The sequence below is a fragment of the Sphingorhabdus sp. Alg231-15 genome (assembly GCF_900149705.1).
Classification (GTDB): Bacteria; Pseudomonadota; Alphaproteobacteria; order Sphingomonadales; family Sphingomonadaceae; genus Parasphingorhabdus.
In genome coordinates, this window is the sequence record NZ_LT703001.1 from 2,380,695 (window position 1) to 2,407,485 (window position 26,791).

Here is a 26,791-nt window from a genome sequence, read left to right on the forward strand (position 1 = left end):
CCGATGCATCCTTATCTGCATGCTCAGGAAAATCCCGATAAGCCAGCGATCATCATGGCCAGTACTGGCGCCGTTGAAACTTACGGTGAGCTGGACAAAGCGTCCAATCGCATGGCGCATCTCTTCCGCAAGGAGGGTTTGCAAATTGGCGACACGGTAGCGGTGTTGCTGGACAACCACCCCAATTTCTTTGACTTTGCTTGGGCCGCACAGCGCGCGGGCCTTTATTATGTTGCGATCCCAAGTCGTCTGACGGCTGCTGAAGTATCCTATATTTTGGGAGATAGCGGCGCAACGCTACTGATCAGCTCTGATACAAAACAAGGTGTCGTCGATGAATTGCACAAGCTCAACCCCGATGTGAAACAATTTCTCTATGGTGTGGAAGATAACCGCGCCATCGAGCAGGCGCTGGCCGAAATGCCGGACGACCCGATTGATGATCAGCGCCATGGTACAGATATGCTTTACAGTTCCGGTACAACGGGCCGGCCCAAGGGCGTGCGAATTCCGTTCCCCGAGGATGAAAATATTGCTGCGCCCAATGCACTGGTCATGATGGCGCAAGGTGCATTTGGTTTTCAACCAGGCTGTACCTATTTGTCGCCCGCTCCGCTTTATCATGCGGCCCCGCTGCGCTGGTGCATGACTGTCCACAAGATGGGCGGCACGGTCATCGTAATGGAAAAATTCGATCCGGAGCAGGCGCTGGCGCTGATTGAAAAATACAAAGTCGATGTCAGCCAATGGGTGCCGACGCATTTCAGTCGGATGCTCAAACTTCCCGAAGAGACGCGGATGAAATATGATGTGTCCAGCCTGACTTGTGCGGTTCACGCCGCGGCCCCGTGCCCCGTTCCGGTAAAGGAAAAGATGATCGAATGGTGGGGCCCCATAATCCGCGAATATTATGCGGGATCAGAGGGCAATGGCTTTACCTTTATCAACTCGGAAGATTGGCTGGGACATAAAGGCTCAGTCGGCAAGGCTCTTCTAGGCATTGTCCATATTTGTGATGAAAATGACGAAGAAGTGCCCGTAGGTGAAGAAGGGCAGATCTATTTCGAAGGCGGTGCGCCAGTAAAATATCATAATGACCCCGAAAAAACCAAAGCCGCACACAATAAGCATGGCTGGACCTCGCTCGGCGATGTCGGAAAAGTCGACGAGGACGGCTTTCTCTATCTGACCGATCGCAAGAGCTTCATGATCATTTCAGGCGGTGTAAATATCTATCCGCAAGAGATTGAAAACCTATTGGTGACGCATCCGAAAGTGGCGGATGCCGCCGTTATCGGCGCACCGGACGATGATATGGGAGAAAAGGTCGTCGCGGTGATTCAGCCGATGGATATGGCCGATGCCAATGACGATTTCTCCCAGGAGCTGGAAGCCTATTTGCGCCAAACTTTGTCGGGCGTGAAGGTCCCCCGGCAGATTGATTTTCGCGACGAATTGCCACGAGTGGCGACTGGTAAACTCTATAAACGCCTGCTCCGCGATGAATATTGGGGCAAGTCCGGTAGCCGAATCGTATAAGCGGAGGATGATATGAGCGCAGCACCACAAGCACCGGCATCGGTAGCATCAACAGTTATTGATCCTGTTGCCTATGCGGAATGGGACGGTCTGCTCGACACCTTTGATTGGTTGCGCGAAAACATGCCCGTCGCGCGCGTGGAAAATGGTGATCTGCACGATCCGTTCTGGCTGGTCACGGGCTATGATGATGTGATGCGGATCAGCAAGGACAACAAGACGTTTCTCAATAGTCCGCGCGGCGTGGTGTTTGGATTTCGCGAAGGCGAAGAGATTGTGAAAGCGGTGACGGGTGGCAGCCCGCATCTGGTCAATTCACTGGTTGCTTTGGATGCACCAATTCATCCGAAATATCGCCGACTGACCCAGGAATGGTTCATGCCAAAAAACCTGAAGCAGCTGGAAGCGGAAATTGGTGCACTCGCTAAAACAACGGTGGATCGACTGGTGGAGGCCGGAACCGAAGCGGACTTTGTTCCGCTGGTGTCCTCGCCCTATCCCCTGCATGTGATCATGCAAATATTGGGCGTGCCCGAGGAAGACGAGCAGCGTATGCTGTTCCTGACCCAGCAAATGTTTGGCGGGCAGGATGAGGATCTTAACAAGACCGGCATGGCAAATATGACGGCGGAACAGATCACCCAATTGGTCATCGGAGCGGTCGCCGATTTCGAAACCTATTTCACCAAAATCACCGAAGAAAAGCGTGCCAATCCGACCGAGGACGTCGCCAGCGTGATTGCCAATGCCAAGGTTGATGGCGAATATCTTAGCGACCGCGATATGGCGGGCTATTATATCATCGTGGCATCGGCCGGACATGATACGACATCGGCTTCGACAGCCGGCGCGATGATGGCACTGGCCCAGGACCCGGAACAGTTTCAGCGGCTCAAAGCCGATCGTGATCTCCTGCCCGGCATTGTTGAGGAAGCAATCCGCTGGACCTCGCCAGTACAGCATTTCATGCGCACCGCTGCTGAAGATGTTGACGTTGGCGGGGTGCCAGTTGAAAAGGGTGATTGGCTGATGATCAACTATGTCGCGGCTAATCATGATAATCGGATTTTTGACAATCCGCGCAAATTTGACGCGGCCCGTTCGCCTAATCGCCATCTGGCATTCGGTGCCGGGGCACATCAATGTCTTGGATTGCACATGGCGCGGATGGAGATGAAAATATTATTCAATGAACTACTCGACCGGATCGAAACGGTGGAGCTGGCGGGAGAACCCAGGCGGGCAAAATCCAGTTTTGTTGGTGGCCTCAAAACGCTACCACTTAGATATACTCTATCAAAATGACAGGCGGCGATAGTCTTGTAATAGTTTATAAGAAACCAAAATAGAAACGATACGGCAGAAATTCCAAAGGAGAGCGACATGATTACCCAATATAAGAATCTCATCAATGGCCAGATGATCGGCACGGACGATATGCTGGACGTGGTCAATCCCGCCAACGAAGAGGTAATCGGACAGGTGCCGTCCTGCGGCGAAGCTGAGTTGAACGAAGCGGTCGCCGCTGCGCGCGCGGCTTTCCCGGCCTGGAGCAAGAAATCAATCGACGACCGCCGTGCGGTGGTGCAGGCGATTTCCGCAACGATTAAAGAGAATAGCGACGAGCTTTTCCGCCTGCTGACCGCAGAGCAGGGCAAGCCGCATGCACAGGCACAAGGCGAAATTATCGGTGCGTCGATGATGGCTGGCGCGCAATCGACGCTCGACCTCGATGACGAGATTAACGAAGATACAGACGAACGCCTAAGCCGTACCCGCCGGGTTCCGGTTGGTGTGGTTGGCGGCATCGTGCCGTGGAACTTCCCGGTCATGATGGCGGTGCAGAAAATCGCGCCAGCGCTCTTGTCCGGTTGCACCATCGTCCTGAAGCCATCACCGTTCACGCCGCTGACAACATTGCGGCTGGCGGAGCTGATTAAAGATGTCGCCCCTGCTGGTGTGGTGAACATTCTTACCGGCGAAGATAGCCTCGGCCCGTTGATTACTGGCCATCCCGATATCGACAAGATTACCTTCACCGGCTCTACTGCGACTGGCAAGAAGATCATGGAAGGCGCTTCCAAGGATCTCAAACGGATCACCTTGGAACTGGGCGGAAATGACGCGTCCATCGTTCTGCCAGACGCCAATGTTGAAAAAGTGGCCGAGCAGCTATTCTGGTCCAGCTTCACCAATGCGGGCCAGATCTGCGTTGCAGCGAAACGCATCTATATCCACGAAGATATTTATGACGAATTGAGCGCTGCCATTGCCGAATATGCCAAGCATGTGAAGGTTGGAGACGGCGCGCAGCAAGGCACAGCGGTTGGTCCGATCCAGAACAAGAAGCAATATGACCGTGTGCTGGAGCTGGTTCAGGATGCCAAGGATAATGGCTATAAGTTCCTCGTCGGCGGCGACCATGATCCCGATGTGCCTGGCTATTATATGCCAATCACTATCCTCGACAATCCGCCGGAAGATGCACGAATTGTGGCTGAGGAACAATTTGGTCCGGTCATGCCGCTGATGAAATTCAGCACAGAAGACGAAGTGATCCAGCGTGCCAATGACAGCGAATATGGTCTGGCTGGCGCAGTCTGGACCGCCAATCCCGACAAGGGCGTTGAGATTGCAGAGAAGCTCGAAACCGGGACCGTGTGGGTAAACGAATTCCTGCACCTGTCACCATTCGCCCCGTTCGGTGGCCACAAACAATCCGGCTTTGGCGCGGAATATGGCAAGGAAGGCCTTCTCGAATTCACCTATCCGCAGGTGATCACAGTTAAGAAGAATAATGTGCCCGCTTAAGGCACTTGCCTAAAATGTGGGTTATGTTGGAACAAAGCCGGTTATCACTATTGTGATGATCGGCTTTTTCATTTGACGCTAGGGCAGCGCAGGTTTAATCGTTCAGTTAAATTTTGGATTCTCACGCAGTTTTTAAGGAGCAGGAAGATGGCAGAAGCCTATATTGTAGATGCAGTACGGACCGCAGGTGGCCGACGTGGTGGCCGATTGGCCGGCGTGCACCCGGTCGATCTTGGCGCAGCGACTCTGGACGCGATTGCCGACCGCAACGATTTTGATGCGGCGGCAATTGAGGACGTGATCACCGGCTGCGTCATGCAAGGCGGCGAGCAGTCCGGCGATGTCGGCCGCAACAGCGTATTGGCATCCAAGCTGCCTGACAGCATCCCTTCCGTTTCTATCGACCGTCAGTGCGGATCATCGCAGCAGTCAATCCAGTTCGCAGCCCAGGGCATTATGTCCGGCACGCAGGACATGGTTCTGGCGCACGGCATTGAAAGCATGACGCGCGTGCCTATGGGGTCAACGTTCAAGCTGTTCAAAGATGCTGGTTTGGGCATCAACAAAAGTGAACGTCTCGAACAAGCCTATCCCGGCGTCCAGTTCAGCCAGTTCATGGGTGCTGAAATGCTGGTGAAAAAACATGGTTTCAACCGAGACGACCTTGATGCTTTCGCATTGGAAAGCCACCAAAAAGCGATTTCCGCGACTGAATCTGGTGCTTTTGAAAATGAGATTGTCGCCGTAAAAGTGGAAACTCCTGAAGGCGATGAAATGCACAAGGTGGATGAGGGCATTCGCTTTGATGCCAGCATGGAAAGCATCGGCGGCGTGAAAGTCCTGCAAGAAGGTGGCGCGATCACGGCGGCGAATGCTAGTCAGATTTGCGATGGCTCCAGCGCTGTTTTGGTTTGTTCGGAACAGGCCCTGAAAGACCATGGTCTGACGCCCCGTGCGAAGATCGTCAATCTGACAGTGACGGCAGGTGATCCAGTGATCATGCTGGAAGAACCGCTATTCGCAACCGACCGGGCGCTGAAACGTGCGGGCATGAATATCGGCGATATTGATCTCTATGAGGTCAACGAAGCATTCGCTCCTGTGCCGCTCGCTTGGCTGAAGCATACCGGTGCAGACCGCAGCAAGATCAACGTCCATGGTGGCGCGATTGCTTTGGGCCATCCACTCGGCGCTTCCGGTACCAAGCTGATGGCAACACTGCTCAACGCAATGGAGAATCGCGGTTCCAAATTTGGTCTACAGACCATGTGCGAAGGCGGTGGTCAGGCTAATGTCACGATTATCGAACGTTTGAATTAAGTTTAAAACAGAAAGAAAATTCATGGAACTCAACAACACAATGTCGGCGGTAGTTACAGGCGGTGCCTCTGGCCTCGGTGCAGCGACAGCGCGGCGCTTGGCTGAAAAAGGCGTAAAAGTTGCCTTGTTCGATTTGAACGAAGAAAAGGGTGAAGCGCTCGCGGCCGAACTGGGCGGCGTTTTTTGCAAGGTCAATGTGACCGATGATGAAAGCGTCGATGCCGGCTTTGAAAAAGCGCGGGCCGCTATTGGTCAGGAGCGTATCCTGGTCAACTGTGCCGGTATTGGTAACGCAATCAAGACTGCGAAACGCAGCCGTGAAGATGGCTCGATTAGCCATTTTCCCTTGGATGCGTTTAACTTTGTCATCCAGGTAAACCTGGTCGGCACCTTCCGTTGTATCGCAAAATCGGCGGCTGGTATGCTGACGCTTGATCCTCTCGACGACAATGGCGAGCGCGGTGCGATGGTCAACACCGCTTCTGTTGCGGCGGAAGACGGTCAAATGGGTCAGGCTGCTTATTCAGCATCCAAAGGCGGCGTGGTTGGTATGACCCTTCCAATCGCACGCGATCTGATGGCTGAAGGCATTCGTGTAAACACGATCCTGCCAGGTATTTTCGACACGCCGTTGCTCGCTGGCGCACCCGACAAAGTTCGCGATGCTCTGTCCGCATCAGTTCCTTTTCCGAAACGCCTCGGCCAGCCTGACGAATATGCCAAATTGGCCATGTGCATGATCGAAACCGGTTATTTCAACGGCGAAGATGTGCGGCTGGATGGCGCGATCCGTATGGCACCACGGTAATCTCGAAACCCCTCCCGCTTCGGTGGGAGGGGTTTGATACACAGGACCCTCCCCATGACCTATACCCAGATCCAATATGACGTCGCCGACAATATCGCGACCATCACGATCAACCGTCCGGAAAAAATGAATGCCTTCACCAACACCATGTTGAAGGAAATGTGCGACGCCTTTGATCAAATTGATGCCGATGATGATGTGCGAGCAGTAGTCGTTACGGGAGCGGGTGATCGCGCCTTTTGTGCCGGTGCTGATCTGACACCAGAGGGCGGCGGCAAGCCATTTGCTAGCAGCGATCCGGTGGAGGATTATTCAGACCCACGGGTGCGTGATGGCGGCGGCAAGCTGACTTTGCGTATCTATCAATGCCTTAAACCGGTCATTGCCGCGGTCAATGGCGCCGCCGTTGGTGTTGGTGCAACGTTGCAACTACCGATGGACATTCGCCTCGCCAGCGAAACAGCGCGGTTCGGATTTGTCTTTGCCCGGCGCGGCATTGCCCCCGATGGCGCGGCGAGCTGGTTTCTGCCGCATATAGTTGGCCGGCCACAGGCATTGGAATGGTGTATGACCGGGCGGGTGTTCAATGCGCAGGAAGCATTGGATGGTGGACTAATCCGCTCGATCCACAAGCCCGATGAACTGCTCCCCGCCGCCTATGCGCTAGCGCGAGAAATTGTCGACAATACCGCCCCTGTTTCGATTGCGCTGACGCGGCAGATGCTATGGCAGATACCCTGCGCCGATCATCCGATGGAAGCGCACAAGATTGACAGCCGGATCATCTATAATCGCGCAAAATCTGGTGATGCTGCAGAAGGGATAGCGAGTTTCCTGGAAAAACGCGATCCTGTCTATCCGGACAAAGTGTCGACCAATATGCCAGACACCTTCCCTTGGTGGGACGAACCTGTTTATAAGTAATTGCTTGAGGCGGACCTGCTTTGGTAAAGGCCTGCCGATTGAGGGGAAATATAATGAGCGCCGAAAAACAGGCTGAAAAAAACGGGGATATTGACGGGGCGAGCGCGCGCGGAAAACTGATCGAGACAGCCAGTCAGATCATGCGTGAGGGCGACACGATTGATATTTCCTTTAGCGAACTGTCGGTGCGGTCTGGTCTTAACAGTGCGCTGGTCAAATATTATTTCGGCAACAAAGATGGCTTGTTGGAAGCGATCCTCGAGCGCGACATGACCAAGATTGTCGAGGATGTCGGGCTTTTAATCGCAAAGGATATGCCGCCTGAGGACAAGTTGCGCCACCATATTGGCGCGGTGATAGATACCTATTATCAATATCCTTATATTCACCGCCTGACGATGCGGCTGATCCGTGATCTGCCACCTGAAGGCGCGCGCGCTATTGCTGAAAAATATCTCAAACCCTTGTCGGAAGCCTATAGTATTTTCGTTGGCGACGGCATTAAAACAGGTGTCTTCCGTAATCTTGACCCGCAGCTCTTTTATTCTGCGGTTACGGGTGCGGCAGATCGGTTTTTCACCGGCAAGCTGGTTTGGAAATATTGCTATGGCCGCGATGATTTTCACGAGAAGATGCGTGACGCATATCGCGAACAGACAGTGGATCTGATCATGGCCGGAATTCTGGCCTGATATAATCGGCAAGAGGCCGCGCTGGTTACCGATATTTGCAAAGGCTCGCAATCGTCGATAGTTGAATAAATATGCAGATAATAAGAAAGCTCAGCCCGCTTCGAGAAGCGCTGGGTACCATCAGGCAAAGCAAATCCACACTCGGCCTGGTGCCGACAATGGGGGCTTTGCATTCTGGTCATATGCAGTTGGTCGAGACTGCACGAGCGCAATGTGATGCGGTTGTGGTATCGATATTCGTCAATCCGACGCAATTTGGTGAAGGCGAAGACCTTGACGCCTATCCTCGCCAGGAAGCCGCTGATGCGGCGCTTCTGGAAACAGCGGAGGTTGATCTTATCTGGGCTCCAACCGTCGATCAGGTCTATCCGGATGGCTTCGCCACCAATATTGGTGTCAGCGGGGTCAGCACCGGCCTTTGTGGTGGATCGCGTCCTGGGCATTTTGACGGGGTTGCAACGATAGTTGCAAAATTATTCAATCAGATCAGGCCTGATGCAGCCTTTTTTGGCGAGAAAGATTATCAGCAGCTTGCGGTTATCCGGCGAATGGCTCGCGATCTTGATTTTACGCATGATATCGTCGGTGTGCCGACCGTTCGCGATCATGATGGCCTGGCCTTGTCGTCGCGTAATGCCTATTTGACACCCACGCAACGTGATCAGGCCGTTGCTTTGCCGGACACCATGCGAGAGGCCGCCAGCACCATCTCGAACGGTGGTGATGTTGCTTCTATTTTGGATGGCGCAAAAGCGAAATTGCTCGCTTCGGGCTTTCAAAACGTCGATTATTTCGAACTCAGAAATGCCGAAACACTTGAAAATATGACTGTTTTTGACAAACCCGCCCGTTTGTTGGCCGCAGCGCATATTGGCAGCACAAGATTGATCGATAATATCGCTGTAGCTTAGCTTTCGGGCGGGATGCGTTAACCTTGCAAAAACATGTAAAATGTCGTTTTTTCGAGGTTTTAGTGACCCATCCGGCAAGTTTTTGCCGATCCCGTTAACCATTCTTTTAAGAAATTGCTGTGAAAGTCCACCTGTCGCCAAAAGAGGCGCATTAGGAACAGGGACTTGAAGACTATGGGCAACAGCATGAAAAGCGCAGCCTTTTTGATTGAAAGCCGGCTCGCAGAAGCCGCACAGGGTAGCAGCAATGCTTATTTTGATCTCGGAGTGATTTATTCAACCGGTTCAGAAGGTGTGGATGTTGATCTGGTCGAGGCACATAAGTGGTTTAACCTGGCGTCGCTATCCGGCCATGATGAGAGCAAAGTCTGCCGCGCAGAAATTTCACTCGAAATGACCGCTAGAGAAATTGCCGAAGCACAGCGCGAAGCACGCAGCTGGTTGCAGGAAACCTCTCGCCGCGCTGCCTAATCCTGCTTAGCCGGATTTCTTAAACGGCCCCATATCGGCCAGAAATTCGATATCAGCGGCGACCGCCTGCCGCTCTCGGTCCAGATAATCGGCTATAGCTGAACGAAACCCAGGATCGACAATATAATGAGCCGACCAGGTCGGTACGGGTTGATAACCACGCGCCAGTTTATGACTACCTTGCGCACCTGCCTCCACATATTTCAGACGCCGCAGGATCGCGGCATCAATGGCCTGATAGTAGCAAAGCTCGAAATGCAGGAACGGGATGTCGCGAGTACAGCCCCAATAGCGGCCATATAAAGTCTCTTCCCCGATAACATTCAACGCACCGGCAATTGGAACACCATCTTGCAGTGCCAAAATCAGCAGTAATTTGTCGCTCATCTTCTCATGAAGCAGGTCGAACGCCGCACGTGTCAGGTAAGGTGTGCCCCATTTTCGGGCGCCGGTATCTTGATAGAATATCCAGAAATAGTCCCAATATTCGCTGGTAATATCAGCCCCGGAGACATGGATGATGTCTACCGCCTCTTTGGCTCTGCGCCGCTCTTTCCTAATCGCTTTACGTTTGCGGGACGATAGAGCGGCGAGAAATTGCTCAAAATCAGCATAGCCATCATTGCGCCAATGAAATTGGCTGTCTGATCGGATCATCCATCCGGCTTCGCGGAAATAATCAAGCTGGTTCTCGGCAACAAAGGTCGCGTGAACGGATGAAATCCGGTTATTGGCAGCCAGCTGTTCGGCTGCACGCAAAAGTGGCACAGCCATGGCTTCATCGCGCAACAACAGGCGGGGCCCGGGCACTGGAGAAAACGGAGAAGCAACCTGGATCTTTGGATAATATTGCCCGCCAGCATTTTCAAACGCATGCGCCCACTGCTGATCAAAAATATACTCACCTTGACTGTGGGATTTCAGATAGCTGGGCAGGCAAGCCGCGATTTTCCCTGCTGTATCTTCGATCAAGATTGGCAGTGACTTCCATCCAGTCCCTGGTCCGACACTGCCAGACTCTTCCATGGCGGATAAAAAGGCATGGGAAACGAAAGGGTTATTGATTCCCGCACAGTTATCCCATTCATCCTGCGGCAGGCTTGCAATATCATCTGCTACGCGTGCGATGATCTCGCCGGGTTTTTCGGTTGATGTTGGGGGAGAATCAGACATGAACCGTTATGCTATCAGGTCTGCGGTAACTCATAAACCGGTTCATCAGCATGAATCTTTGCAATTTTTTCCTGACTTGCCGTGCGAACGGTCCAGGTAACGACCGGTAGACCACGTGCCCGGTTGGACGCGGCGAATGAGGAAGGAAAGTCCCGGACATCATAGGCGAGAAAATCAGGCTTTGCCGTCCACAGGCTTTGATGCCGTGCAATCTGTCCTTTGAGGTTTTTACTATCTTCCTCCGTGACAACCAATCCACGCACGATATGCGCCGCATTTTTGCGAAACCATGCGGAGACAAGTGGATTGAATGACATAATCGCTGCCTTGCCGGAATAGCCTTCCAATGCCCGGCGGACCGATAAGCATAGCGGACCGACGCGCCTGTCCTTGGATTTAATCTCGATCAGTATCGGCACCTGCCCGCCAATCTGTGTAAGTACGGCACGGAGGCGCGGGATCTTCCCATGGCCATCCTTGAGGTCAATCTTGTCAATATCGGACGCGCGCAAATTGGCCAGCATGCCTTGTTGTGCCGTTAACCGATCGAGCTCAAAATCGTGAAAGACGAACGCGGTGCCGTCTTCGGCAGCCTGGACATCACATTCGATACCATGACCAAGCTTTATCGCAGCTTCAAAAGCGGTCGGACTATTCTCTAAGACGCCGTTTCCATGCAACCCACGATGGGCATAAGGTTGTCCTTTGAGAAACGCGACCCGGGCTGGATCCGGCGCCGGTGCCAGCATCGCATCAAGCTGGCTTGATAGCGACAATTGCGTCTACCTCTACCGCCACGCCAAGCGGCAGGGCGGCAACGCCAACTGCACTGCGGGCATGTTGTCCGGCCGCGCCAAAAATGACCTCCATCATGTCGGAGCATCCATTGGCGACTTTCGGATGATCGGTATATTCAGCCGTACTGTTCACGAACACACCGAGCTTTACGATCCGGTCTACCCGGTCCAGTGATCCAGCCGCTTGTTTGATCTGTGCAGCAATCATCAGGGCACAGGCTTTCGCGGCATCCTGGCCCTCTTCGAGGGTCATGCCATCGCCCAATCGGCCGGTGATCAGCTTGCCGTCCGCCATCGAGACCTGTCCGCTAATATGGAGCAAGCCGTTTATTTCGACTGCCGGGACATAGGATGCGACCGGTGCCGCCGCTTTGGGCAGCTCGATACCTTTGGCGTTCAATGCTTTTTCAACATTATCTATCATAGCTTAGAATCAATCACGTCTTTGCAAACTGGTCAAGCTCTTCTGGCGGCAAATTGATAACCGGAGCTGCTTGACCGTCTTCGAATTTATCGGTGATCCAATCCAGTGCTTCGGACCACAGATCGATCCGGTCATGAGCTGCGGGATTGGTGTTGATATGTTTAGCAAGGATTGGTTCGCCAACCATTTGAAGGCGCCAGACGTCTGGAGCATATTTGGCGACGCTGCCATGTTGATGGCCGAGATCATCAACAAAGACAGTTACACTGGGATTATGATCGGCGACAATTTGCGCCAATGGTTCACCTTTACCACCTTGATTGCAATAGACTGGGAAATCGATCCCGACGGCGCGAAGTTGCTCAGCGCGCGCTTCTCGGCGATCATCTAGCAGGTTGGTCAGGATTACGACATCGGCGCTTTCCGCCAGCTTGTTTATGGCATCAACAGCACCATCAATCGCGCCTTGTCGGTGCATCTCGCCGTCAAAAAATTCCTTGAGCATCGGCCAGACGGCATCCTGAGGCACCAATGTGCCATCATGCTTGTGGCGCAGCGCGTCAACAAAACTTCCGGATTCCAGGTCGAAATGGATATGCTTGTCGGCATCCAGCCATTCACGGAACGGAACGACCATATGCAACAAGACTTCATCGCAGTCGCTTATCAAAAGCGGCTTTTGACTCATAAAACATCTCCTGAATTGTTCAGATATTGGGCGGCTGCCGCAAGTTTTTCGGGCGGAACGCCAATCGATTCTGCGCAGGAGACGAGATCGGGTTCATGATTGGCGAGAAAACCCAGGAGCGAGGACAGCATTGCGGGATCTTCCAACCCTGACCTTAATTCTCTGGGATCCAGCCCGGTCAACGCCAGCAAACGCTGGGCACGATCTTCATCCTGCAACACCCAGCCCAGCGCCTGCAGCGCCAAAATTTCAGATTCTGCGGAGATATTGCTGTTTGTTTCCATTTCGGCTTTCGCCTAAAGGGTTAACAGGGCGTTTGGAAGGGGCAAGTCATCTCGTGGCGAAAAGAGTTTTAGTTGTTGAGGATAACGAGCTGAACCTGAAACTGTTCTGCGACCTGCTGCGCGCGCATGGTTTTGTCGTCGAACCGGTCAAGGATGGACGGGAAGTACTGGAAAAAGCGCGCAGTTTTGTGCCCAATCTCGTGATCATGGACATTCAGCTGCCTCATGTCAGTGGGTTGGAGCTGATCGAGCAAATCAAGAAAGATGTTCAGCTCAAGATCATCCCGATCATGGCTGTAACGGCCTATGCGGGCAAGGGCGATGAAGACCGGATTTTAAGCGCCGGAGCAGAAGCCTATGTTTCAAAGCCAATATCGGTGGCGAAGTTTATCGAATCGGTACAGGGTGTCCTGCAACGCTAAGATCGCATCAAATTCTCGATTTTTCGATGAAAAAGCGGTTTACTTGATTTTCGCTTCTTTGAACTCGACATGCTTGCGCACAATCGGATCATATTTGCGCTGCACCATTTTTTCGGTGAGATTGCGCGGGTTTTTACGGGTTACGTAAAAAAAGCCGGTATCCGCCGTGCTGACGAGTTTGATTTTTACATTGGCTGGTTTCGCCATGGCGCATTCCTTAAAAGCGATTTTCTGAAATAGCGGCCTGGCCAATAATCCGGCGCAATCCGCTGTAATTGAGCGCGCTAATGCTGAAAACGACGACGATTGTCAAGAAAAAGCGAAGACATCTCGCGACCGCAATTGCCGATCGACCATTTACGGCCCTTTAACCATATTTTTGCATGGTGATCCGGTAATTTGGGACTTTGTCTATGGATCACGATCAAAATATGTTGGTACAGGCCGAAATGCTGGCTCTGCTCGAAGGCATGCCGGCTTCTCTGGTGGAAACGCATCCGGTACAATTCTTGATGCATCTTGATCAGGTGCGGCAAAAGGCTGCTCAACACCATCTGACCGCACTGCATGATCTCAGTTGCGCTTGCGAGGCCACGCTGCAACAGGCGCTGCAAAGAGGTTCTGGTGTGGTTGTAGCAGATTCCTATATCGCGGCGATGGAGGAAGCCCTGACATGCGGTCCGATTAACAGCGCCATGTCTGAGGCTCTACTGGCCAGCGTGGCTTTGCGGCTCGGTGGTCAGCCCTAACGGCCGCCCTTGTGGATGCATTTCTAACCTCCTTATTCGCGTTGCTTCTGGCGGAAATTGGCGATCGCCCACAGATATTATGTGCCGCTCTTGCCATTCGTTATGGCCGAGTTGTCCCGATTATCTGGGGATTGGGCTTGGCAACATTGCTCAATTGCCTGATCTCCGCGCTCGGCGGATCGGTTGTGAACGACTGGATCAGCGAGGAGCCATTGCGGCTCTTCTACGCCCTGTCCTTGCTTTTCGCAGGTATCGGCATGGTAGCATGGCGGCGGCCGGTTGATTTGCTAGAGAAGTGGACATTGGGGCCGTTCTGGACGTCGTTTCTGGGGCTCTTCATCCTGCAATTTGGAGACAAGGGGCAGTTCATATTGGCGGCAACCGCAGCACGCACCGACGCCTGGGCCTTCGCCGCAGCAGGCGGCTGGATAGGGGTGATGGCGGCTTGCGTTCCCGCATTGATATTACATGAAAAACTGGCCGAGATGCTTCCGATTAAGGCTATTCGTAACACGGGAGGCGGGATATTCCTCATCATTGGCACTGTGATGGCCTTGAGTGCGTGGGGAATTATCTAAATTCGAATAATCGATCTTTAGGTAAATTAAATATCGATAAAAGCGATTATTCAAACCCGTGTTTTGCGTTGGCTTTGTCCCGGTCGGCTCCCTATTTCTTTCTCATAACGCAGACAAAGCGATGGAGATTGATATGACAACTGGTGACAATGCAAGAAAAGCGCTCGCCGAAGCCCTGAATGTGGTTTTGGCTGATAGTTTTGCCCTTTATTTCAAGACAAAAAACTTCCACTGGCACGTTTCGGGCCCCCACTTTCGTGAGTATCATTTGTTGTTTGACGAGCAAGCAGCTCAGATATTGTTGACGACAGATGCAATTGCCGAGCGAGTCCGCAAAAATGGTCAACGGACACTGACATCCATTGGTGACATATCAAAGCGACAGAATATCGCCGACAATGACGCCGAGAAACTGTCCGCGACACAGATGCTCATCGAGTTACGTCAAGATAATTTGACGCTGATCGCCAATTTGCGGGTAGCAAAGGAGTTGGCGGGAGATGCCGGCGATAATGCCACTGACGGAATAATTGATGATTGGACGGATCAGGCGGAACAACGGGCATGGTTTCTGCTCGAAACTGTTCAAAACGACTGAACCGGTTGGAACTGAGTTGCGAAAGAGCCGATAGGATTTCCGCCTGTCGGCTCTATCGCGATGGCATGATCAATAGGCAAAAAAATAGCGGACTTTCGCCCGCTATCTTCATGTCTGATCTCTGAAAGTAGAATTTGTTATTTGGAAACCAAATTCACAGCGGCGGTTTTACCGCGGCGATCCACTTCCAGTTCAAATTCCAATTTGTCGCCTTCTTCCAAGCCTCGCATACCCGCGCGTTCTACCGCTGAGATATGCACAAAGGCATCGGGTTGACCGTCATCGCGCTGGATGAAACCAAAGCCCTTCATGCTATTGAAAAACTTGACCGTGCCAGATGCTTTTTCACCTGTCAGTTCACGCTGAGGTGGACCGCCGCGATCTTCGCGGGCGGCTGGTTCGGCCACTTCAATGAGGTCACCGTCAATTTGAATGTCCGACGCTGATACTTTGCCACCACGATCAACCAAAGAGAACCGCAGGCCCTGGCCCTCGGCAAGACCTTTCAGTCCGGCCCGTTCCACCTGGCTGATATGCACAAACACATCTTCGCCGCCAGCATCCTGGACAATGAAGCCAAAGCCTTTTTGGGCATTGAAGAATTTTACCTTGCCGCTGCTTTCACCAACGACTTGGTCGGGCATTCCGCTGCCGCCACCTCCGCCGCCACGCTGTCCGCCGCTATAACCTGTATCTGGCCGTGTATATCTTTCTACCGGAGGTCCGCTATCGCCTTGATATCCGTCAAAATTCTCATCACCAAAGCTATCACGCTTGTCCCGGCCTCTGCCACGCCGGTTTCTATCAAAACCCATTCTTGAATCGTCTTTCACTTCGTCCGATAAATCAAATCCAATGTCGTAGCGGACGATGGCACGAGCATTTTCTTACGCGAATCCCGATATTGCGCGGTGTAACCATATAGAAAAACCAAAGCTTATGCGAATAAAAATCCGCACAAGGTTAATTTCTGCCATATTCTGACTGCGCTGGATAAGCCTTATCAGAAGAGCCAGGTCTTGGGATCGGCGATAGGTTCCTGTCTCTGGGCCTTCAACAGTGCCATTATTGAACGCACCAGAACCCAGACAGCCAACGCGATTAACAATGGTATACCAATAAGAACAATCGACAGAATTACACCGATTACACTGCCGATCAGCCCGATAACAAATGTCATGATATGAAACTGTAAGTGACTCTCTTCCCACGTACCGGCGACCTCATCCTTCCAGACAAAGGCCAAGATAACGCCTACGATTCCGGTAACGCCAACAAAGAAGCTGGCAATATACAATAACGATATAATCGTGGCCTTGTTCATGTCGAAACCGCTTGATGTCGGTTGTGGTGCTTGATCTGCCATCTGACTCTTCCCCTTTTTACCCTCGTCTAATCTGCACTTGGACTGTAATCTAATTCTTGCTGTTTAACCGATGCTGCGGCACATACCACAGCTATGAACAGTTTTATTGAAAAATTTTCAAATGCATCAGCGCGGAGCGATAGGTAATGGCAGTATTTTTCCACGAAGAAGATTTGCCCGCAGATGTATTGGCAGACGGGCCTGTTGCGGTGGATACGGAAACCATGGGCCTTCAAACCTTGCGTGATCGGTTATGCCTTCTCCAGATATCGGACGGCAATGGTGATGAACATTTGGTCCGTTTCAATCCCGGTAGTGATTTTGCCGCGCCAAATTTAAAGCAAGTTTTGGCAGACCCGGCACGGATCAAGCTTTACCATTTTGCGCGGTTCGATCTTGCTGCTATCGAATATTATATGGGTGTAATGGCGGAGCCGGTATTCTGTACAAAAATCGCATCCCGTCTGATCCGCACCTATACAGATCGCCACGGATTGAAGGAGCTGGTTCGTGAACTGCTTGGTCAGGATATTTCCAAACAGCAGCAGTCAAGTGACTGGGGCGGCCCTGATCTGAGCGAGGCACAACGAGACTATGCCGCATCCGATGTTCGTTTTCTGCACCGCCTGAAGGACGAGCTGGAAGTACGCCTGGAACGGGAAGGACGCACCGCAATGGCGCAGGCTTGTTTCGATTTTCTTCCCCACCGCGCACGGCTGGATATCGCTGGCTGGCCGGAAACAGACATTTTTGCGCATGCCTGAAACGGGTTCCAATTCAGCGATGATAAACTTTAACTGGTGCTTTGCATTTACACATAAATGACCGTTACAACTGAACATATAAAGAGCAAAAGACAGCAATTTGCATCCCCAGGCGGCAGTCATGATCGCAACATCCGGCTATTGCGGGTTATATTACCACTGGGCGTTGGGGCCTTGGGTGCCGTGCTGGCACTTGCGCCATTTACAACCAGTGGTGAAATCAGTTTTGTTCTCGATAAGAATAGCGTCGATGTCGCGAAGGAACGCATGCGCGTCACCGAGGCTCTGTATCGAGGTGAGGACAGCCAGGGACGACCATTCTCGATCAAGGCCGGTTCGGCAGTTCAGAAGAGTTCACGTGAAGCGGTTGTCGAACTGAAAGACCTTTCGGCCCGCATATTGCTGGGCGATGGTCCTGCACAAATCCGCGCGGGTGAAGGCCGCTATGACATGGATCGTGAGGACGTCATGGTGCCGGGCACGGTGCAATTGGAAAGTGCGGGCGGTTACCGACTGACAACCAATAATGTAACCGTGGATCTAAAGAGCCGGACATTGAAAAGTGATGCTCCGGTCGAAGGTCGCACGAATATCGGGACATTCCGCGCTGATAACCTGATGGCGGATATGGCAAATCGGACCGTCACATTGGATGGCAATGCAAAGTTGCGCATCGTCCAAAATGGATTAAGAGGACGATAGATGATCAAAGGTTCTTTTCTTGCTGCCTCTGTTGGGGCGTTGATAGCCACAACGGCCGTACTGACATTTGCCGGTCCTGCGCCGGCTCAGGTTTTTGGCGGTCATAACAGCAATGCGCCGGTTAATTTCGATGCCGGACGCATTGAAGTACAAGACCGGGCAGACCGCGTTGTACTGTCTGGCGCTGTTCGGGTGGAACAGGCAGGGCTCGTCCTGAATTCCTCACGCATGACGGTAGCCTATCGGAATACGAGCGGTATTGAAGTGGACCGGATTGATGCCTCCGGAGGAGTGACCATCCGCAAGGGCAGCGACACGGCTAGCGGCGATGTTGCAATTTATGATCTGAATCGGCGTCTCATTACATTGGTCGGTGGTGTTACATTGACCCAGGGAACCAACCGGTTGTCGGGTGGTCGTGTGATTATCGATCTGGCCTCCGGGCGCTCCACCATCGATGGCAGGGCCGCAGGCGGATCCACACCCGGAACGCAAAATTCCAATGGCCGAGTATCCGGGACTTTTACCGTGCCGCAGCGCACCAACTAGGTTTCTGGCGATTTCATAATATTAATTTTTGGCGAGCATATTGCGGTGCATGTTTGATATGTTGCTGGCAGATCAGCGTTAAAACACGTCTCTATCGCGCTCAAAAGAAGCATTTTCGAACAATCATGCATAAAGCTTGCCAATTTCGAGTAAATTGGGCCATGTTGTTAACCATTATACAATCTAATCGGGTTCAAACAGGACCTGAGCTGAAGGAACAAGATGAACGACGCGACCACTTTTGAGACCCCAGCCATGGCCCAGACCGGTTCTGCGATGGCCAGTGATGCCATGGAACATGGCCTCGCGGTTGTGTCCATTGCCAAAAGCTATGACAAACGTTCCGTTCTATCGGATGTGTCCCTCTCGGTTGGCCGGGGCGAAGTGGTTGGACTGCTCGGTCCCAACGGCGCCGGCAAGACAACATGCTTTTATTCCGTTATGGGACTGGTGCGCCCGGATGCAGGCCGGATCATGCTTGATGGCGAAGATATCACGCCGCTTCCTATGTATCGTCGTGCGATATTAGGCCTGGGTTACTTGCCACAGGAAACATCAATATTTCGCGGAATGACTGTGGAGCAGAATATCCTTGCTGTGCTTGAGATGGTCGAAAATGACAAAGCCGTGCGAGCAGAAACGCTGGACCGGTTGCTCGATGAATTCGGGCTGACGGGCTTGCGCGGTTCTCCGGCCATGGCTCTGTCCGGCGGGGAACGGCGACGCTGTGAAATCGCGCGAGCCTTGGCTGCCGACCCGTCGATCATCTTGCTGGATGAGCCCTTTGCCGGGATCGATCCGATTTCAATCTCGGATATTCGGGACCTTGTGGTCCAATTGAAAAACCGCGGTATTGGGGTTCTGATCACCGACCATAATGTGCGCGAAACTCTCGATATCGTCGACCGAGCCTGCATCATTTATGACGGTCAGGTTTTATTTGCCGGTAGCCCGGAAGCACTGGTCAAAGATGAAAATGTCCGGCGGCTCTATCTCGGTGAGGGTTTTGCCCTATGACTAGGCGGGATTCCGCATAATGGCGTTGGGGCCGCGTCTTGATTTAAGGCAGAGCCAGTCGCTGGTGATGACGCCGCAGTTGCAGCAGGCGATCAAACTATTGGCGCTGTCCAACCTCGAGCTTGAAACCTATATTGCCGAAGAGATCGAAAAAAACCCATTGCTCGAAACCGGCGATCTCGGTGCTGAGGCGAAGAGCGACGAAGTTGGGGAAGCTGGGGCTGACCTTCCTCCCGAACCGGGGATGCAGGGTAGCGATGAGATATTATCCTCGGGCCCGGCCGAGGCCGAATCCACGCTGGATATGGCAGGCGATGCTGATCAGTTTTCCAATAACAGCTTGAGTGAAAGTGACGGCGCGCTGGACGGTACACTTGGCTTGAACGGGGCCAGCAGTTCGGGCAGCGGCGCTGTGGGCGGTGAAGCGCCTGACTTTGAAAATATGCTGGTCGCTGAAACGACGCTGGCCGAACATCTGATGGAACAGGCGGGCGCGATCCTTTCAGGCAAGGACCTGTTTATTGCCCAGCATCTGATCGACCAGATTGACGAATGCGGCTATTTACAGGCGGATTTGCTAGAATTTGCGCACCGGTTAGGCGTACAGCTGGATGATGTGAAGCGCATATTGGCCGAGGTTCAAACCCTTGAGCCCGTCGGCGTGGGTGCGCGCGATCTGGCGGAATGTCTGGCGCTACAGGCGAAGGAAGCGGATCGTTATGATCCGGCGATGGCACGGCTGATCGACAATCTTGACCTGCTAGCCAAAGGTGCCCTGCCACAATTGAAACGCATGTGCGGTGTCGACGATGAAGATCTGATGGACATGATATCGGAAATTCGAGCCTATGATCCCAAGCCGGGATGCAAGATTGGCGGCGGCGATGTGCAGGCGGTGGTGCCTGATATCTTCATCGCGGAACGCGGCGGCAAATGGCTGATCGAAGTGAATAGCGCGACGCTGCCCAAGGTGCTGGTAAACCGAACCTATTTCACCGAACTCAAAGACGGAGCGCAGGACAAGGCTTCGAAAGAATGGCTCAACGACTGCCTCGCCGATGCCAGTTGGCTGGTCAAAGCGCTTGATCAGCGGCAACGGACGATTGTCAAGGTGGCCACTGAAATTGTGAAGCAGCAGGAGAATTTCTTCCGCGAAGGGGTGGAGCATTTGCGCCCGTTGACGCTGAAAAATGTCGCCGACAAAATCGAAATGCATGAATCGACCGTGAGCCGGGTGACGTCGAATAAATATCTCTCCTGCTCGCGCGGAACGTTTGAGCTCAAATATTTCTTCACCAGCGGCATCCAGTCCTCAACCGGTGGAGAAGCGGCTTCGGCGGAAGCGGTGAAGAGTCATATCAAGGCGCTGATCGACAATGAGGACCCGAAGAAGATTCTCTCCGACGACAAGCTGGTCGCGCTGCTCAAAGAAAAAGGCTTCGATATTGCGCGGCGGACGGTTGCCAAATATCGGGAAGCCCTGGGGCTCGGCAGTTCGGTGCAGCGCCGTCGGCAAAAAGCGCTTGAGGGCAAGGCGGCCTAACCTGCTCTTATCTCTTTGCGCAGGACCACAAATTCCAGTTCCTGTGTCTTTGGCAAACCATAGCGCGGATCATCGAGCGGGAACGGACGCCGCTCGCCGGTCAAGGCATAGCCTCGCCTTTCATAATAGGCGATCAGGTCGTCGCGCTGGCGGATAACGGTCATTTCAATTGCCCGGGCTTGCCAGTTTTCGGCAACATAATGTTCCGATCCATCCAGCAATTTCTTGCCTAGCCCGCCCGCTTGGCGGTCGGGATCGACAGTTAACAGGCCCAGATAAGCGAGCCCTTCGCTGACGCGCATCAATTGCACGCAACCGGCAATGTCTGGACCATCCATAGCGAGCAGAATGACCTGATTCTGATCCACCATAATTTCCTGCAGCGATTCCAAATCGGTTCTCTGCCCACCGAGCAGATCCGCCTCATGCGTCCAGCCGCGCTTGGCGCTGTCGCCGCGATAGGCGCTTTCCACCAGCTTATGCAGTGCGGCAACATCCTGTTCTCCGGCCGGCCGGATCATCATGTCTTCCCCCTCCACCGTTCAGCTTCCATCCGCTAGTCGCACGCCTTCGGCCTCGATCTGATCATCACCGATCAAAAGTCCTGTAACGATCACGCGTTTTTCCACTTCATCAATTGGTGTGCGCAGCAATTCGAGACGATAGCGCCGACCATCGTCAGATTGCAGAACGAAACCGGCGCCGTCGCGAACCAACAGCCCAGCATATTCGCTGTCATTCGAATTGTCTTTCATCAGACTTCTGCGAGCAATCCTTCACTCAATTCCCACAGGCGTTCGGCTCCATCTTCATCGCAGGCATGCGGCGCGACACAGCTATATGGTGGCGAATTTTCATCCATCAGCTGGGCAACATCGCAATCTTCGCAATAGAGGCCGTGCTTGTCGTTCAGCAGCGGTGATGTTGCGGCCCACAGGCTAGTGGTGCAACCTTGCGCCGGTGATTTAAACCCGTTTTTGGCCATTTCCGATGGCTCACCATCTTTATCCAGCCACCCAAGTTCGATCTGTTCTTCGACCGGCAAATGGCGTTGCAGCGGCGTGAAAATACCGCCCGGATGCACCGAAAATGCGCGTCCGCCAAAGCCTGCCATCCGCCGACTCAGCGCATTGGCGAATAAGGCATTGGCGCTCTTGGCCTGGGCATAAGATGTCCATTTATTATATTCACCCTTCTCGAACTGAATATCGTCCCACAAAATGCCATTGCGTTTATGGGCGATCGAGGACAGCGCAACAACGCGCGGCGCATCGGCTTTTTCGAGCAATGGCATCAAGCCTTTGGTCAGGGCAAAATGGCCCATGTGATTCACGCCAAATTGGCTTTCCCAACCGGGACCGACACGATCAAGCGGGCAAGCCATGATGCCGGCATTGTTGATCAGCAGGTCAAGCTGGCTCAGACTGCCACACATTGCATCAGCAAATTTGCGGACCGAAGCAATGTCCGACAAATCCATCGTCGCCGATGTGACATCACCTTCGACACCCGCCAAATTGTCGGCAGCCTTGGCCTCATCGCGCACCGGCACAATCACTTTTGCACCTTTGGCCGCCAGGGCTCTTGTCGTTTCCAGACCGATGCCGGAATAGCCGCCGGTGACAATCGCGGTCTTGCCGGTCAGGTCAATGTCAGCCAGCACTTCATGGGGCTCGCTCTTTGCTCGAAATCCTGAGCCTAGCGGTTTCTGATCTGCTGCTGCCATATCGTGATGTCCTTCTATTCGGGTTTATGTCCCACTATCTCTGACACCGGCATATATTCATAGTCCAAATCTTCGGCCACCGCGCGATAGGTGACATGCCCGTTCCATACGTTCAGTCCCTCGGCGAGATGGACGTCGTCACGCAGTGCCGCTTCCCAGCCCTTGTTCGCAATCGCCAGCGCATGGGGCAGGGTGACATTGTTCAGCGCATAAGTGGAAGTCCGCGACACCGCGCCTGGCATATTGGCTACACAATAATGCACGACATCATCAACTACATAGGTGGGGTCCTGATGGGTGGTCGCTTTAGACGTTTCAAAACAGCCGCCCTGGTCAATCGCGACATCGGCCAGTACCGAACCGGGCCGCATGGTCGACAGCATTTCGCGGGTCACCAGCTTGGGGGCTTCTGCACCGGGGATCAGAACTGCACCGATGACCAGATCAGCCTCGGCGACACATTCAGCGAGATTGGCCTTGTTCGAAAAACGGGTCTTGGCGCGCGCCTCGAAATAGTTGCCGAGCGTTTCCAGCACTTCGGGATTGCGGTCGAGAATAGTCACATCCGCCCCCAGACCAGCGGCCATTTGCGCGGCATTAAATCCGACCACGCCGCCGCCGATGACGGTTACCTTGCCAGGAGACACGCCCGGTACACCGCCCAGCAAAATGCCACGCCCGCCATGGGCTTTTTCCAGTGCCGTCGCGCCAGCCTGGATCGACATGCGTCCGGCGACCTGACTCATCGGTTTGAGAAGTGGCAGTCCGCCAGAACCGGTTACGGTTTCATAGGCAATACAGATCGCTTTGGATTTGACCAGATCGGCAGTTTGTTCCGGATCGGGTGCAAGATGGAGATAGGTGAACAAAATCTGTCCTTCGCGCAACATCGCCCGTTCGGCCGCTTGCGGTTCTTTCACCTTCACCACCATGTCGCATTTTTCGAAGATGTCCGATGCGACAGGAACAATGGTTGCGCCTGCAATGATATACTCGTTATCATCAGCGCCGATACCCAGACCAGCGCCCGTTTCGACCAGTACATCATGGCCGTGAGCGGATAATTCCCGCACCGATTCCGGCGTCAGTCCGACGCGATATTCATGGTTTTTCACTTCTTTCGGGGTACCGACACGCATGGGGAGGCTCCTGTTTTTGCCGAGTCTTATCCGCGTTCAATATCAGCAAAATATGACATGCGCGAGTGGCTTGCGTAATAAAATTACATCACTCCGCAACTTTCCTTATCGGCACCGGCACCGTGCAAATATTGCCATAGCCGCCATGGGCTTCAATATATTGCAGCAAGGACGGGCTGTAGCTGGCGAGATATTCATAGCGCGGCTGCTGTGCTACCGGCAGTTCGCTAGCCAGGCGGATCGATGTAATTTTTATATGCTGAGACTTGTCGGCATAGAATCCGCCTGCTGCGGTACCGAGCGGCAGGTTGGTGACATGTTCCAGCCCGTCAATCACCCTTCCGACCATGCCGAATGTCATATCGAGACTGCGCGCTGCTTCCCCCGTAACGATGGATATTTCCGCGCCCGTGCCCGCATCTGGCGGATCATAATGGGCCGGGGATAGCGCCCCGCGACAGGTTAGCGGAAATGCTTTGCCATCCTTGATACCAATCGGCCAGCCCGCGCCAAAGCCGACTTTGCTGCCATAGCTTTCGTAGATTATCTTCATCAGTGGCCGGATCTCTGTGCCCTGATATTCATTGCTATAGGCAACTGCGGCATCAAGCGCGGCTATATCGGTATCGCGTTTTGTGCCGAGCGCGGCGTTGAAATAGTCGCTTTCCGGCACCGTCGCGAGATTGTTCGGGAGCTTCTTGTTGTCAGGGTTACCGCCAAATTGCGTGACAAACTCCTTGGCCACGCGATAGATTTTCGTGCCATCCCACCAGCGTTGAGCGGCGAATTTGCGAACATTGCGCACATGCGCGCCGGACATTTCGGTCGGGATCAGCTGGATGACCGCCTGCCGCTTATGGCCCTCTTCATCATCGGGCAGAGTGAAAATCATCAGGTCGCTAACCGGGATGGGCAGCCAATGGTCGGCGGGCGCGGCGTTGAGAACGTCTTCCGGTGTTGGTGCCGGGGCCTCGTCCTGCGCCTGCGCCGGAGCGGCGATCAGCGCGCATAAAATCAATGACGGCACAATAGATTTGATGCTGCGAAATACCATGATTTCAAGATGCTCCGTTTTCAAAGTTCACACAATTCACAGCCCGATGGCTTGCCCGTGCAACAGCTTGTCTGTCCGCGGCAATGACAAGGATTTTGATTGCACAGGCGTCATGAATGATTGCTTTGTGTTTTTCAAAGTTCACACAATTCACATGGTGTTGTTTCTGTTGCAGAAGATCAAACATCGTTAGAAATTAGCGCTTTTTGCCTATGTAGGAAAGCGCTAATTATTCAGCTCGTTTCCCTGCAAAAGAAAAGAAACAAGCGCCCTAGTCCGCCTTCACGCGTCGCACCGGCACCGGGATATTACAGATATCCGCACCGCCTGCTGGCTTGATAAAAAACGGGTCGCGGCGATTGGCGCGGGCGTCAGCATATTGGACAAAGGTTTTGCTGCCCGTGTCGAGATATTCAAACTTTATCTGTTCGGCTTTGGTCACATCAGTGCCCAGCCGGATCGACCGGATCGGCACGCGTTTTTTCGGATCGGCATAAAAGCCCAACTGTCCCTTGCCGCGTGGCAGGCTGGAGAGATGGTCTACGCCCTCGATGATCCGCCCGACCACTGCGATATTCCGGTCGAGATGGCGCGGGGCATGGCCGATGACGGTATAGAGCTCTGCGCCCGTGCCAGTGTCGGGAGAGAGGTTGCGGCCTACGCCGACGGCGCCGTAGCAATGGACGGGCCAGAAGCTATTAAATTCATATCTTTCGAACGATTCTTTATCAGATGAAAGCTTGTGTTCGTTGCCTAGTGGCCAGCCCTTGTGAAACTGGACGAATTGTTCATAAGAATCACGTTGATGCCATCCTTCAGGAAACTTGTCAGATCGGGTGTTTGCAATATCTACCGAATCGGTGCTTGGCATCGACCCAGCAAACTCAGCCTCCAGTGCCGCATCTGGATCCGTTCTCCACAACTTTTCATGAACTTCATGTATGGCTTCTTCGGATGTGATATACTCACTCTCCGGCACTTCCACCAAACCATCCGGCAAAGCCTTTTGCTCGGTCTCGCCCGATTCCGGATTGTCGTATCCCGCATCGCCCCATTGGACGACATAATTATCCTGCACCCGGTTGATGCTGGTGCCGTCCCAGAATTTCGCGGCGGCGAGCTTGCGGATATTGCCGATCCAGCCTTGCGAGAAAGGCGGCGGCATCAGCTGGATGACCACGCGGCGCGCTTCACCCTTTGCATCAGGGGTCAGATCCATGACCAGCAGGTCGCTGGGGGCAATGGCTTTCCAGTCGCTCGCCGGGGCCGCATCCACTATCGCATTCGGACTGGGATATTCCTTTTTTTCAAGCTCTTGCGCTGAAACAGGCGACAGCGCGAGCAGCGCGGCGAGGGGTGTCATCAGGATGTTTTTTCTCATCTGGGCACCCTAACCATCATCAAGCTCTTGCGAAAGAGCGTTTCGCGCACTAGGGGAAGCGGCGCTGTCAGAGTTTCGAACCACTTATGATTCTGAATAGCAATGCGGAGTCGTGGCAGAGTGGTCGATCGCGCACGCTTGGAAAGCGTGTATAGGGTTAAACCTATCGAGGGTTCGAATCCCTCCGACTCCGCCATTTCAGTTTGGCAACATGAATAGCGCCAAGGCTTGAAATCCCTTTATCATCGTTCGACAATGGCGATCGCGTCAATTTCTGCGCCACTTGCCAAGCGGATTGGCTCTCATTCGTGACAAACAGCCGGAGTCTCTCGGCCAATTTGTGCCTTGCCCAATGATAGGG

General features: G+C 53.3%; 32 protein-coding genes and 1 tRNA gene. 19 read left to right on the forward strand and 14 right to left on the reverse strand.

Going from position 1 to position 26,791, the window contains the following annotated elements:
- The first annotated feature begins 3 nt into the window (after nt 1-3).
- From DG177_RS11775 to DG177_RS11815, 9 genes are all read left to right on the forward strand, one after another.
- Nucleotides 4-1,539 (forward strand): AMP-binding protein, encoded by a 1,536-nt coding sequence (locus DG177_RS11775; protein WP_108811655.1) that lies wholly within the window; start codon nt 4-6, stop codon nt 1,537-1,539.
- A 12-nt stretch (nt 1,540-1,551) separates the two neighbouring features.
- Nucleotides 1,552-2,844, forward strand: coding sequence for a cytochrome P450 (locus tag DG177_RS11780; protein ID WP_108811656.1), 1,293 nt, complete (start codon nt 1,552-1,554; stop codon nt 2,842-2,844).
- 78 nt (nt 2,845-2,922) lie between these two features.
- Nucleotides 2,923-4,350, forward strand: a complete 1,428-nt coding sequence (locus DG177_RS11785; protein ID WP_108811657.1) for an aldehyde dehydrogenase family protein — start codon at nt 2,923-2,925, stop codon at nt 4,348-4,350.
- Between the two features lie 147 nt (nt 4,351-4,497).
- A complete protein-coding gene (locus DG177_RS11790) occupies nt 4,498-5,670 on the forward strand; it encodes an acetyl-CoA C-acetyltransferase (RefSeq protein WP_108811658.1) in 1,173 nt (390 codons plus the stop codon).
- 22 nt (nt 5,671-5,692) lie between these two features.
- A complete protein-coding gene (locus DG177_RS11795) occupies nt 5,693-6,478 on the forward strand; it encodes an SDR family NAD(P)-dependent oxidoreductase (RefSeq protein ID WP_108811659.1) in 786 nt (261 codons plus the stop codon).
- Nucleotides 6,479-6,532: 54 nt separating this feature from the next.
- The gene (locus DG177_RS11800; protein ID WP_108811660.1) at nt 6,533-7,402 is read left to right on the forward strand and encodes an enoyl-CoA hydratase-related protein; all 870 of its coding nucleotides are present in this window, start codon (nt 6,533-6,535) and stop codon (nt 7,400-7,402) included.
- A gap of 53 nt (nt 7,403-7,455) precedes the next feature.
- Entirely contained in the window at nt 7,456-8,094 is a 639-nt protein-coding gene (locus DG177_RS11805; protein WP_108811661.1) for a TetR family transcriptional regulator, read from the forward strand.
- A 71-nt stretch (nt 8,095-8,165) separates the two neighbouring features.
- Nucleotides 8,166-9,005 carry a pantoate--beta-alanine ligase gene (gene panC / locus DG177_RS11810; protein ID WP_108811662.1) on the forward strand — a complete coding sequence of 280 codons (840 nt, stop codon included), beginning with the start codon at nt 8,166-8,168 and terminating at the stop codon, nt 9,003-9,005.
- A 174-nt stretch (nt 9,006-9,179) separates the two neighbouring features.
- Complete coding sequence (locus tag DG177_RS11815) at nt 9,180-9,476, forward strand: SEL1-like repeat protein (protein WP_108811663.1); 297 nt, start codon at nt 9,180-9,182, stop codon at nt 9,474-9,476.
- 6 nt (nt 9,477-9,482) lie between these two features.
- Here the strand turns inward: DG177_RS11815 and DG177_RS11820 are convergent, their stop codons facing one another.
- The 5 genes from DG177_RS11820 to DG177_RS11840 are packed head-to-tail and all read right to left on the reverse strand — an operon-like array spanning nt 9,483 to nt 12,842.
- Complete coding sequence (locus DG177_RS11820) at nt 9,483-10,649, reverse strand: GNAT family N-acetyltransferase (RefSeq protein ID WP_108811664.1); 1,167 nt, start codon at nt 10,647-10,649, stop codon at nt 9,483-9,485.
- A gap of 14 nt (nt 10,650-10,663) precedes the next feature.
- Nucleotides 10,664-11,425: a glycerophosphodiester phosphodiesterase family protein gene (locus tag DG177_RS11825; RefSeq protein ID WP_337658773.1), complete on the reverse strand. Its 762-nt coding sequence runs from the start codon at nt 11,423-11,425 to the stop codon at nt 10,664-10,666.
- On the reverse strand, nt 11,403-11,870 hold the full coding sequence (locus tag DG177_RS11830) for an Atu1372/SO_1960 family protein (RefSeq protein WP_108811666.1): 468 nt from the start codon (nt 11,868-11,870) through the stop codon (nt 11,403-11,405). Before DG177_RS11830 ends, DG177_RS11825 begins: the two co-directional genes overlap by 23 nt.
- 13 nt (nt 11,871-11,883) lie before the next feature.
- A complete protein-coding gene (locus DG177_RS11835) occupies nt 11,884-12,558 on the reverse strand; it encodes a hypothetical protein (RefSeq protein WP_108811667.1) in 675 nt (224 codons plus the stop codon).
- Nucleotides 12,555-12,842 (reverse strand): DUF3572 family protein, encoded by a 288-nt coding sequence (locus DG177_RS11840; protein WP_108811668.1) that lies wholly within the window; start codon nt 12,840-12,842, stop codon nt 12,555-12,557. Before DG177_RS11840 ends, DG177_RS11835 begins: the two co-directional genes overlap by 4 nt.
- A 53-nt stretch (nt 12,843-12,895) precedes the next feature.
- Between DG177_RS11840 and DG177_RS11845 the strand changes: the two genes are divergently transcribed.
- On the forward strand, nt 12,896-13,264 hold the full coding sequence (locus tag DG177_RS11845; RefSeq protein ID WP_108811669.1) for a response regulator: 369 nt from the start codon (nt 12,896-12,898) through the stop codon (nt 13,262-13,264).
- A 39-nt stretch (nt 13,265-13,303) separates the two neighbouring features.
- Here the strand turns inward: DG177_RS11845 and rpmG are convergent, their stop codons facing one another.
- Nucleotides 13,304-13,471, reverse strand: coding sequence for a 50S ribosomal protein L33 (rpmG, locus tag DG177_RS11850; protein WP_108811670.1), 168 nt, complete (start codon nt 13,469-13,471; stop codon nt 13,304-13,306).
- A gap of 206 nt (nt 13,472-13,677) precedes the next feature.
- Here rpmG and DG177_RS11855 point away from each other — a divergent pair, with 206 nt between their 5' ends.
- The 3 genes from DG177_RS11855 to DG177_RS11865 all read left to right on the forward strand — a co-directional run bounded on the left by DG177_RS11855 (nt 13,678) and on the right by DG177_RS11865 (nt 15,189).
- Nucleotides 13,678-14,013: a hypothetical protein gene (locus DG177_RS11855; RefSeq protein ID WP_108811671.1), complete on the forward strand. Its 336-nt coding sequence runs from the start codon at nt 13,678-13,680 to the stop codon at nt 14,011-14,013.
- An 11-nt stretch (nt 14,014-14,024) separates the two neighbouring features.
- Entirely contained in the window at nt 14,025-14,591 is a 567-nt protein-coding gene (locus DG177_RS11860; protein ID WP_108811672.1) for a TMEM165/GDT1 family protein, read from the forward strand.
- A 133-nt stretch (nt 14,592-14,724) separates the two neighbouring features.
- Nucleotides 14,725-15,189 (forward strand): Dps family protein, encoded by a 465-nt coding sequence (locus DG177_RS11865; RefSeq protein WP_337658774.1) that lies wholly within the window; start codon nt 14,725-14,727, stop codon nt 15,187-15,189.
- A 137-nt stretch (nt 15,190-15,326) separates the two neighbouring features.
- Here the strand turns inward: DG177_RS11865 and DG177_RS11870 are convergent, their stop codons facing one another.
- Together DG177_RS11870 and DG177_RS11875 are read right to left on the reverse strand one after the other, a co-directional pair.
- The gene (locus DG177_RS11870; protein ID WP_108811674.1) at nt 15,327-16,004 is read right to left on the reverse strand and encodes a cold shock domain-containing protein; all 678 of its coding nucleotides are present in this window, start codon (nt 16,002-16,004) and stop codon (nt 15,327-15,329) included.
- Nucleotides 16,005-16,192: 188 nt separating this feature from the next.
- Nucleotides 16,193-16,555 (reverse strand): DUF4870 domain-containing protein, encoded by a 363-nt coding sequence (locus DG177_RS11875; protein WP_108811675.1) that lies wholly within the window; start codon nt 16,553-16,555, stop codon nt 16,193-16,195.
- 146 nt (nt 16,556-16,701) lie between these two features.
- On the opposite strand from DG177_RS11875, the gene DG177_RS11880 reads away from it, so the two are divergent.
- From DG177_RS11880 to rpoN, 5 genes are all read left to right on the forward strand, one after another.
- Nucleotides 16,702-17,319: a ribonuclease H-like domain-containing protein gene (locus DG177_RS11880; RefSeq protein ID WP_108811676.1), complete on the forward strand. Its 618-nt coding sequence runs from the start codon at nt 16,702-16,704 to the stop codon at nt 17,317-17,319.
- 57 nt (nt 17,320-17,376) lie between these two features.
- Nucleotides 17,377-18,021 (forward strand): LPS export ABC transporter periplasmic protein LptC, encoded by a 645-nt coding sequence (gene lptC / locus DG177_RS11885; protein WP_108811677.1) that lies wholly within the window; start codon nt 17,377-17,379, stop codon nt 18,019-18,021.
- Between the two features lie 3 nt (nt 18,022-18,024).
- Nucleotides 18,025-18,570, forward strand: a complete 546-nt coding sequence (locus DG177_RS11890) for an LptA/OstA family protein (protein WP_443216439.1) — start codon at nt 18,025-18,027, stop codon at nt 18,568-18,570.
- Between the two features lie 222 nt (nt 18,571-18,792).
- The gene (gene lptB, locus DG177_RS11895; protein ID WP_108811679.1) at nt 18,793-19,587 is read left to right on the forward strand and encodes an LPS export ABC transporter ATP-binding protein; all 795 of its coding nucleotides are present in this window, start codon (nt 18,793-18,795) and stop codon (nt 19,585-19,587) included.
- 19 nt (nt 19,588-19,606) lie between these two features.
- Nucleotides 19,607-21,130: an RNA polymerase factor sigma-54 gene (gene rpoN, locus DG177_RS11900; RefSeq protein ID WP_108811680.1), complete on the forward strand. Its 1,524-nt coding sequence runs from the start codon at nt 19,607-19,609 to the stop codon at nt 21,128-21,130.
- On the opposite strand, the gene DG177_RS11905 is transcribed toward rpoN, so the two are convergent.
- The 6 genes from DG177_RS11905 to DG177_RS11935 all read right to left on the reverse strand — a co-directional run bounded on the left by DG177_RS11905 (nt 21,127) and on the right by DG177_RS11935 (nt 26,430).
- The gene (locus tag DG177_RS11905; protein WP_108811681.1) at nt 21,127-21,654 is read right to left on the reverse strand and encodes a GNAT family N-acetyltransferase; all 528 of its coding nucleotides are present in this window, start codon (nt 21,652-21,654) and stop codon (nt 21,127-21,129) included. The genes rpoN and DG177_RS11905 overlap by 4 nt on opposite strands.
- Before the next feature lie 18 nt (nt 21,655-21,672).
- A complete protein-coding gene (locus DG177_RS11910) occupies nt 21,673-21,885 on the reverse strand; it encodes a DUF5818 domain-containing protein (protein WP_108811682.1) in 213 nt (70 codons plus the stop codon).
- Entirely contained in the window at nt 21,885-22,856 is a 972-nt protein-coding gene (locus DG177_RS11915) for an oxidoreductase (RefSeq protein ID WP_108811683.1), read from the reverse strand. The genes DG177_RS11910 and DG177_RS11915 overlap by 1 nt, the downstream gene beginning before the upstream one ends.
- A gap of 14 nt (nt 22,857-22,870) precedes the next feature.
- The gene (ald, locus tag DG177_RS11920) at nt 22,871-23,995 is read right to left on the reverse strand and encodes an alanine dehydrogenase (protein ID WP_108811684.1); all 1,125 of its coding nucleotides are present in this window, start codon (nt 23,993-23,995) and stop codon (nt 22,871-22,873) included.
- Between the two features lie 88 nt (nt 23,996-24,083).
- Entirely contained in the window at nt 24,084-25,049 is a 966-nt protein-coding gene (locus DG177_RS11925; protein ID WP_108811685.1) for a peptidylprolyl isomerase, read from the reverse strand.
- A gap of 271 nt (nt 25,050-25,320) precedes the next feature.
- Nucleotides 25,321-26,430 (reverse strand): peptidylprolyl isomerase, encoded by a 1,110-nt coding sequence (locus DG177_RS11935; RefSeq protein ID WP_108811687.1) that lies wholly within the window; start codon nt 26,428-26,430, stop codon nt 25,321-25,323.
- 106 nt (nt 26,431-26,536) lie between these two features.
- On the opposite strand from DG177_RS11935, the gene DG177_RS11940 reads away from it, so the two are divergent.
- Nucleotides 26,537-26,626, forward strand: a tRNA-Ser gene (locus tag DG177_RS11940).
- The last annotated feature ends 165 nt before the right edge of the window (nt 26,627-26,791 follow it).

Bases quoted from the DNA above. Each gene is read 5' to 3' on its own strand.
- DG177_RS11775 (WP_108811655.1), top strand. From the start codon at position 4: ATGCATCCTTATCTGCATGCTCAGGAAAATCCCGATAAGCCAGCGATC.
- DG177_RS11780 (WP_108811656.1), top strand. From the start codon at position 1,552: ATGAGCGCAGCACCACAAGCACCGGCATCGGTAGCATCAACAGTTATT.
- DG177_RS11785 (WP_108811657.1), top strand. From the start codon at position 2,923: ATGATTACCCAATATAAGAATCTCATCAATGGCCAGATGATCGGCACG.
- DG177_RS11790 (WP_108811658.1), top strand. From the start codon at position 4,498: ATGGCAGAAGCCTATATTGTAGATGCAGTACGGACCGCAGGTGGCCGA.
- DG177_RS11795 (WP_108811659.1), top strand. From the start codon at position 5,693: ATGGAACTCAACAACACAATGTCGGCGGTAGTTACAGGCGGTGCCTCT.
- DG177_RS11800 (WP_108811660.1), top strand. From the start codon at position 6,533: ATGACCTATACCCAGATCCAATATGACGTCGCCGACAATATCGCGACC.
- DG177_RS11805 (WP_108811661.1), top strand. From the start codon at position 7,456: ATGAGCGCCGAAAAACAGGCTGAAAAAAACGGGGATATTGACGGGGCG.
- panC (WP_108811662.1), top strand. From the start codon at position 8,166: ATGCAGATAATAAGAAAGCTCAGCCCGCTTCGAGAAGCGCTGGGTACC.
- DG177_RS11815 (WP_108811663.1), top strand. From the start codon at position 9,180: ATGGGCAACAGCATGAAAAGCGCAGCCTTTTTGATTGAAAGCCGGCTC.
- DG177_RS11820 (WP_108811664.1), bottom strand. From the start codon at position 10,649: ATGTCTGATTCTCCCCCAACATCAACCGAAAAACCCGGCGAGATCATC.
- DG177_RS11830 (WP_108811666.1), bottom strand. From the start codon at position 11,870: ATGATAGATAATGTTGAAAAAGCATTGAACGCCAAAGGTATCGAGCTG.
- DG177_RS11835 (WP_108811667.1), bottom strand. From the start codon at position 12,558: ATGAGTCAAAAGCCGCTTTTGATAAGCGACTGCGATGAAGTCTTGTTG.
- DG177_RS11840 (WP_108811668.1), bottom strand. From the start codon at position 12,842: ATGGAAACAAACAGCAATATCTCCGCAGAATCTGAAATTTTGGCGCTG.
- rpmG (WP_108811670.1), bottom strand. From the start codon at position 13,471: ATGGCGAAACCAGCCAATGTAAAAATCAAACTCGTCAGCACGGCGGAT.
- DG177_RS11855 (WP_108811671.1), top strand. From the start codon at position 13,678: ATGGATCACGATCAAAATATGTTGGTACAGGCCGAAATGCTGGCTCTG.
- DG177_RS11865 (WP_337658774.1), top strand. From the start codon at position 14,725: ATGACAACTGGTGACAATGCAAGAAAAGCGCTCGCCGAAGCCCTGAAT.
- DG177_RS11870 (WP_108811674.1), bottom strand. From the start codon at position 16,004: ATGGGTTTTGATAGAAACCGGCGTGGCAGAGGCCGGGACAAGCGTGAT.
- DG177_RS11875 (WP_108811675.1), bottom strand. From the start codon at position 16,555: ATGGCAGATCAAGCACCACAACCGACATCAAGCGGTTTCGACATGAAC.
- DG177_RS11880 (WP_108811676.1), top strand. From the start codon at position 16,702: ATGGCAGTATTTTTCCACGAAGAAGATTTGCCCGCAGATGTATTGGCA.
- lptC (WP_108811677.1), top strand. From the start codon at position 17,377: ATGACCGTTACAACTGAACATATAAAGAGCAAAAGACAGCAATTTGCA.
- lptB (WP_108811679.1), top strand. From the start codon at position 18,793: ATGAACGACGCGACCACTTTTGAGACCCCAGCCATGGCCCAGACCGGT.
- rpoN (WP_108811680.1), top strand. From the start codon at position 19,607: ATGGCGTTGGGGCCGCGTCTTGATTTAAGGCAGAGCCAGTCGCTGGTG.
- DG177_RS11905 (WP_108811681.1), bottom strand. From the start codon at position 21,654: ATGATGATCCGGCCGGCCGGAGAACAGGATGTTGCCGCACTGCATAAG.
- DG177_RS11910 (WP_108811682.1), bottom strand. From the start codon at position 21,885: ATGAAAGACAATTCGAATGACAGCGAATATGCTGGGCTGTTGGTTCGC.
- DG177_RS11915 (WP_108811683.1), bottom strand. From the start codon at position 22,856: ATGGCAGCAGCAGATCAGAAACCGCTAGGCTCAGGATTTCGAGCAAAG.
- ald (WP_108811684.1), bottom strand. From the start codon at position 23,995: ATGCGTGTCGGTACCCCGAAAGAAGTGAAAAACCATGAATATCGCGTC.
- DG177_RS11925 (WP_108811685.1), bottom strand. From the start codon at position 25,049: ATGGTATTTCGCAGCATCAAATCTATTGTGCCGTCATTGATTTTATGC.
- DG177_RS11935 (WP_108811687.1), bottom strand. From the start codon at position 26,430: ATGAGAAAAAACATCCTGATGACACCCCTCGCCGCGCTGCTCGCGCTG.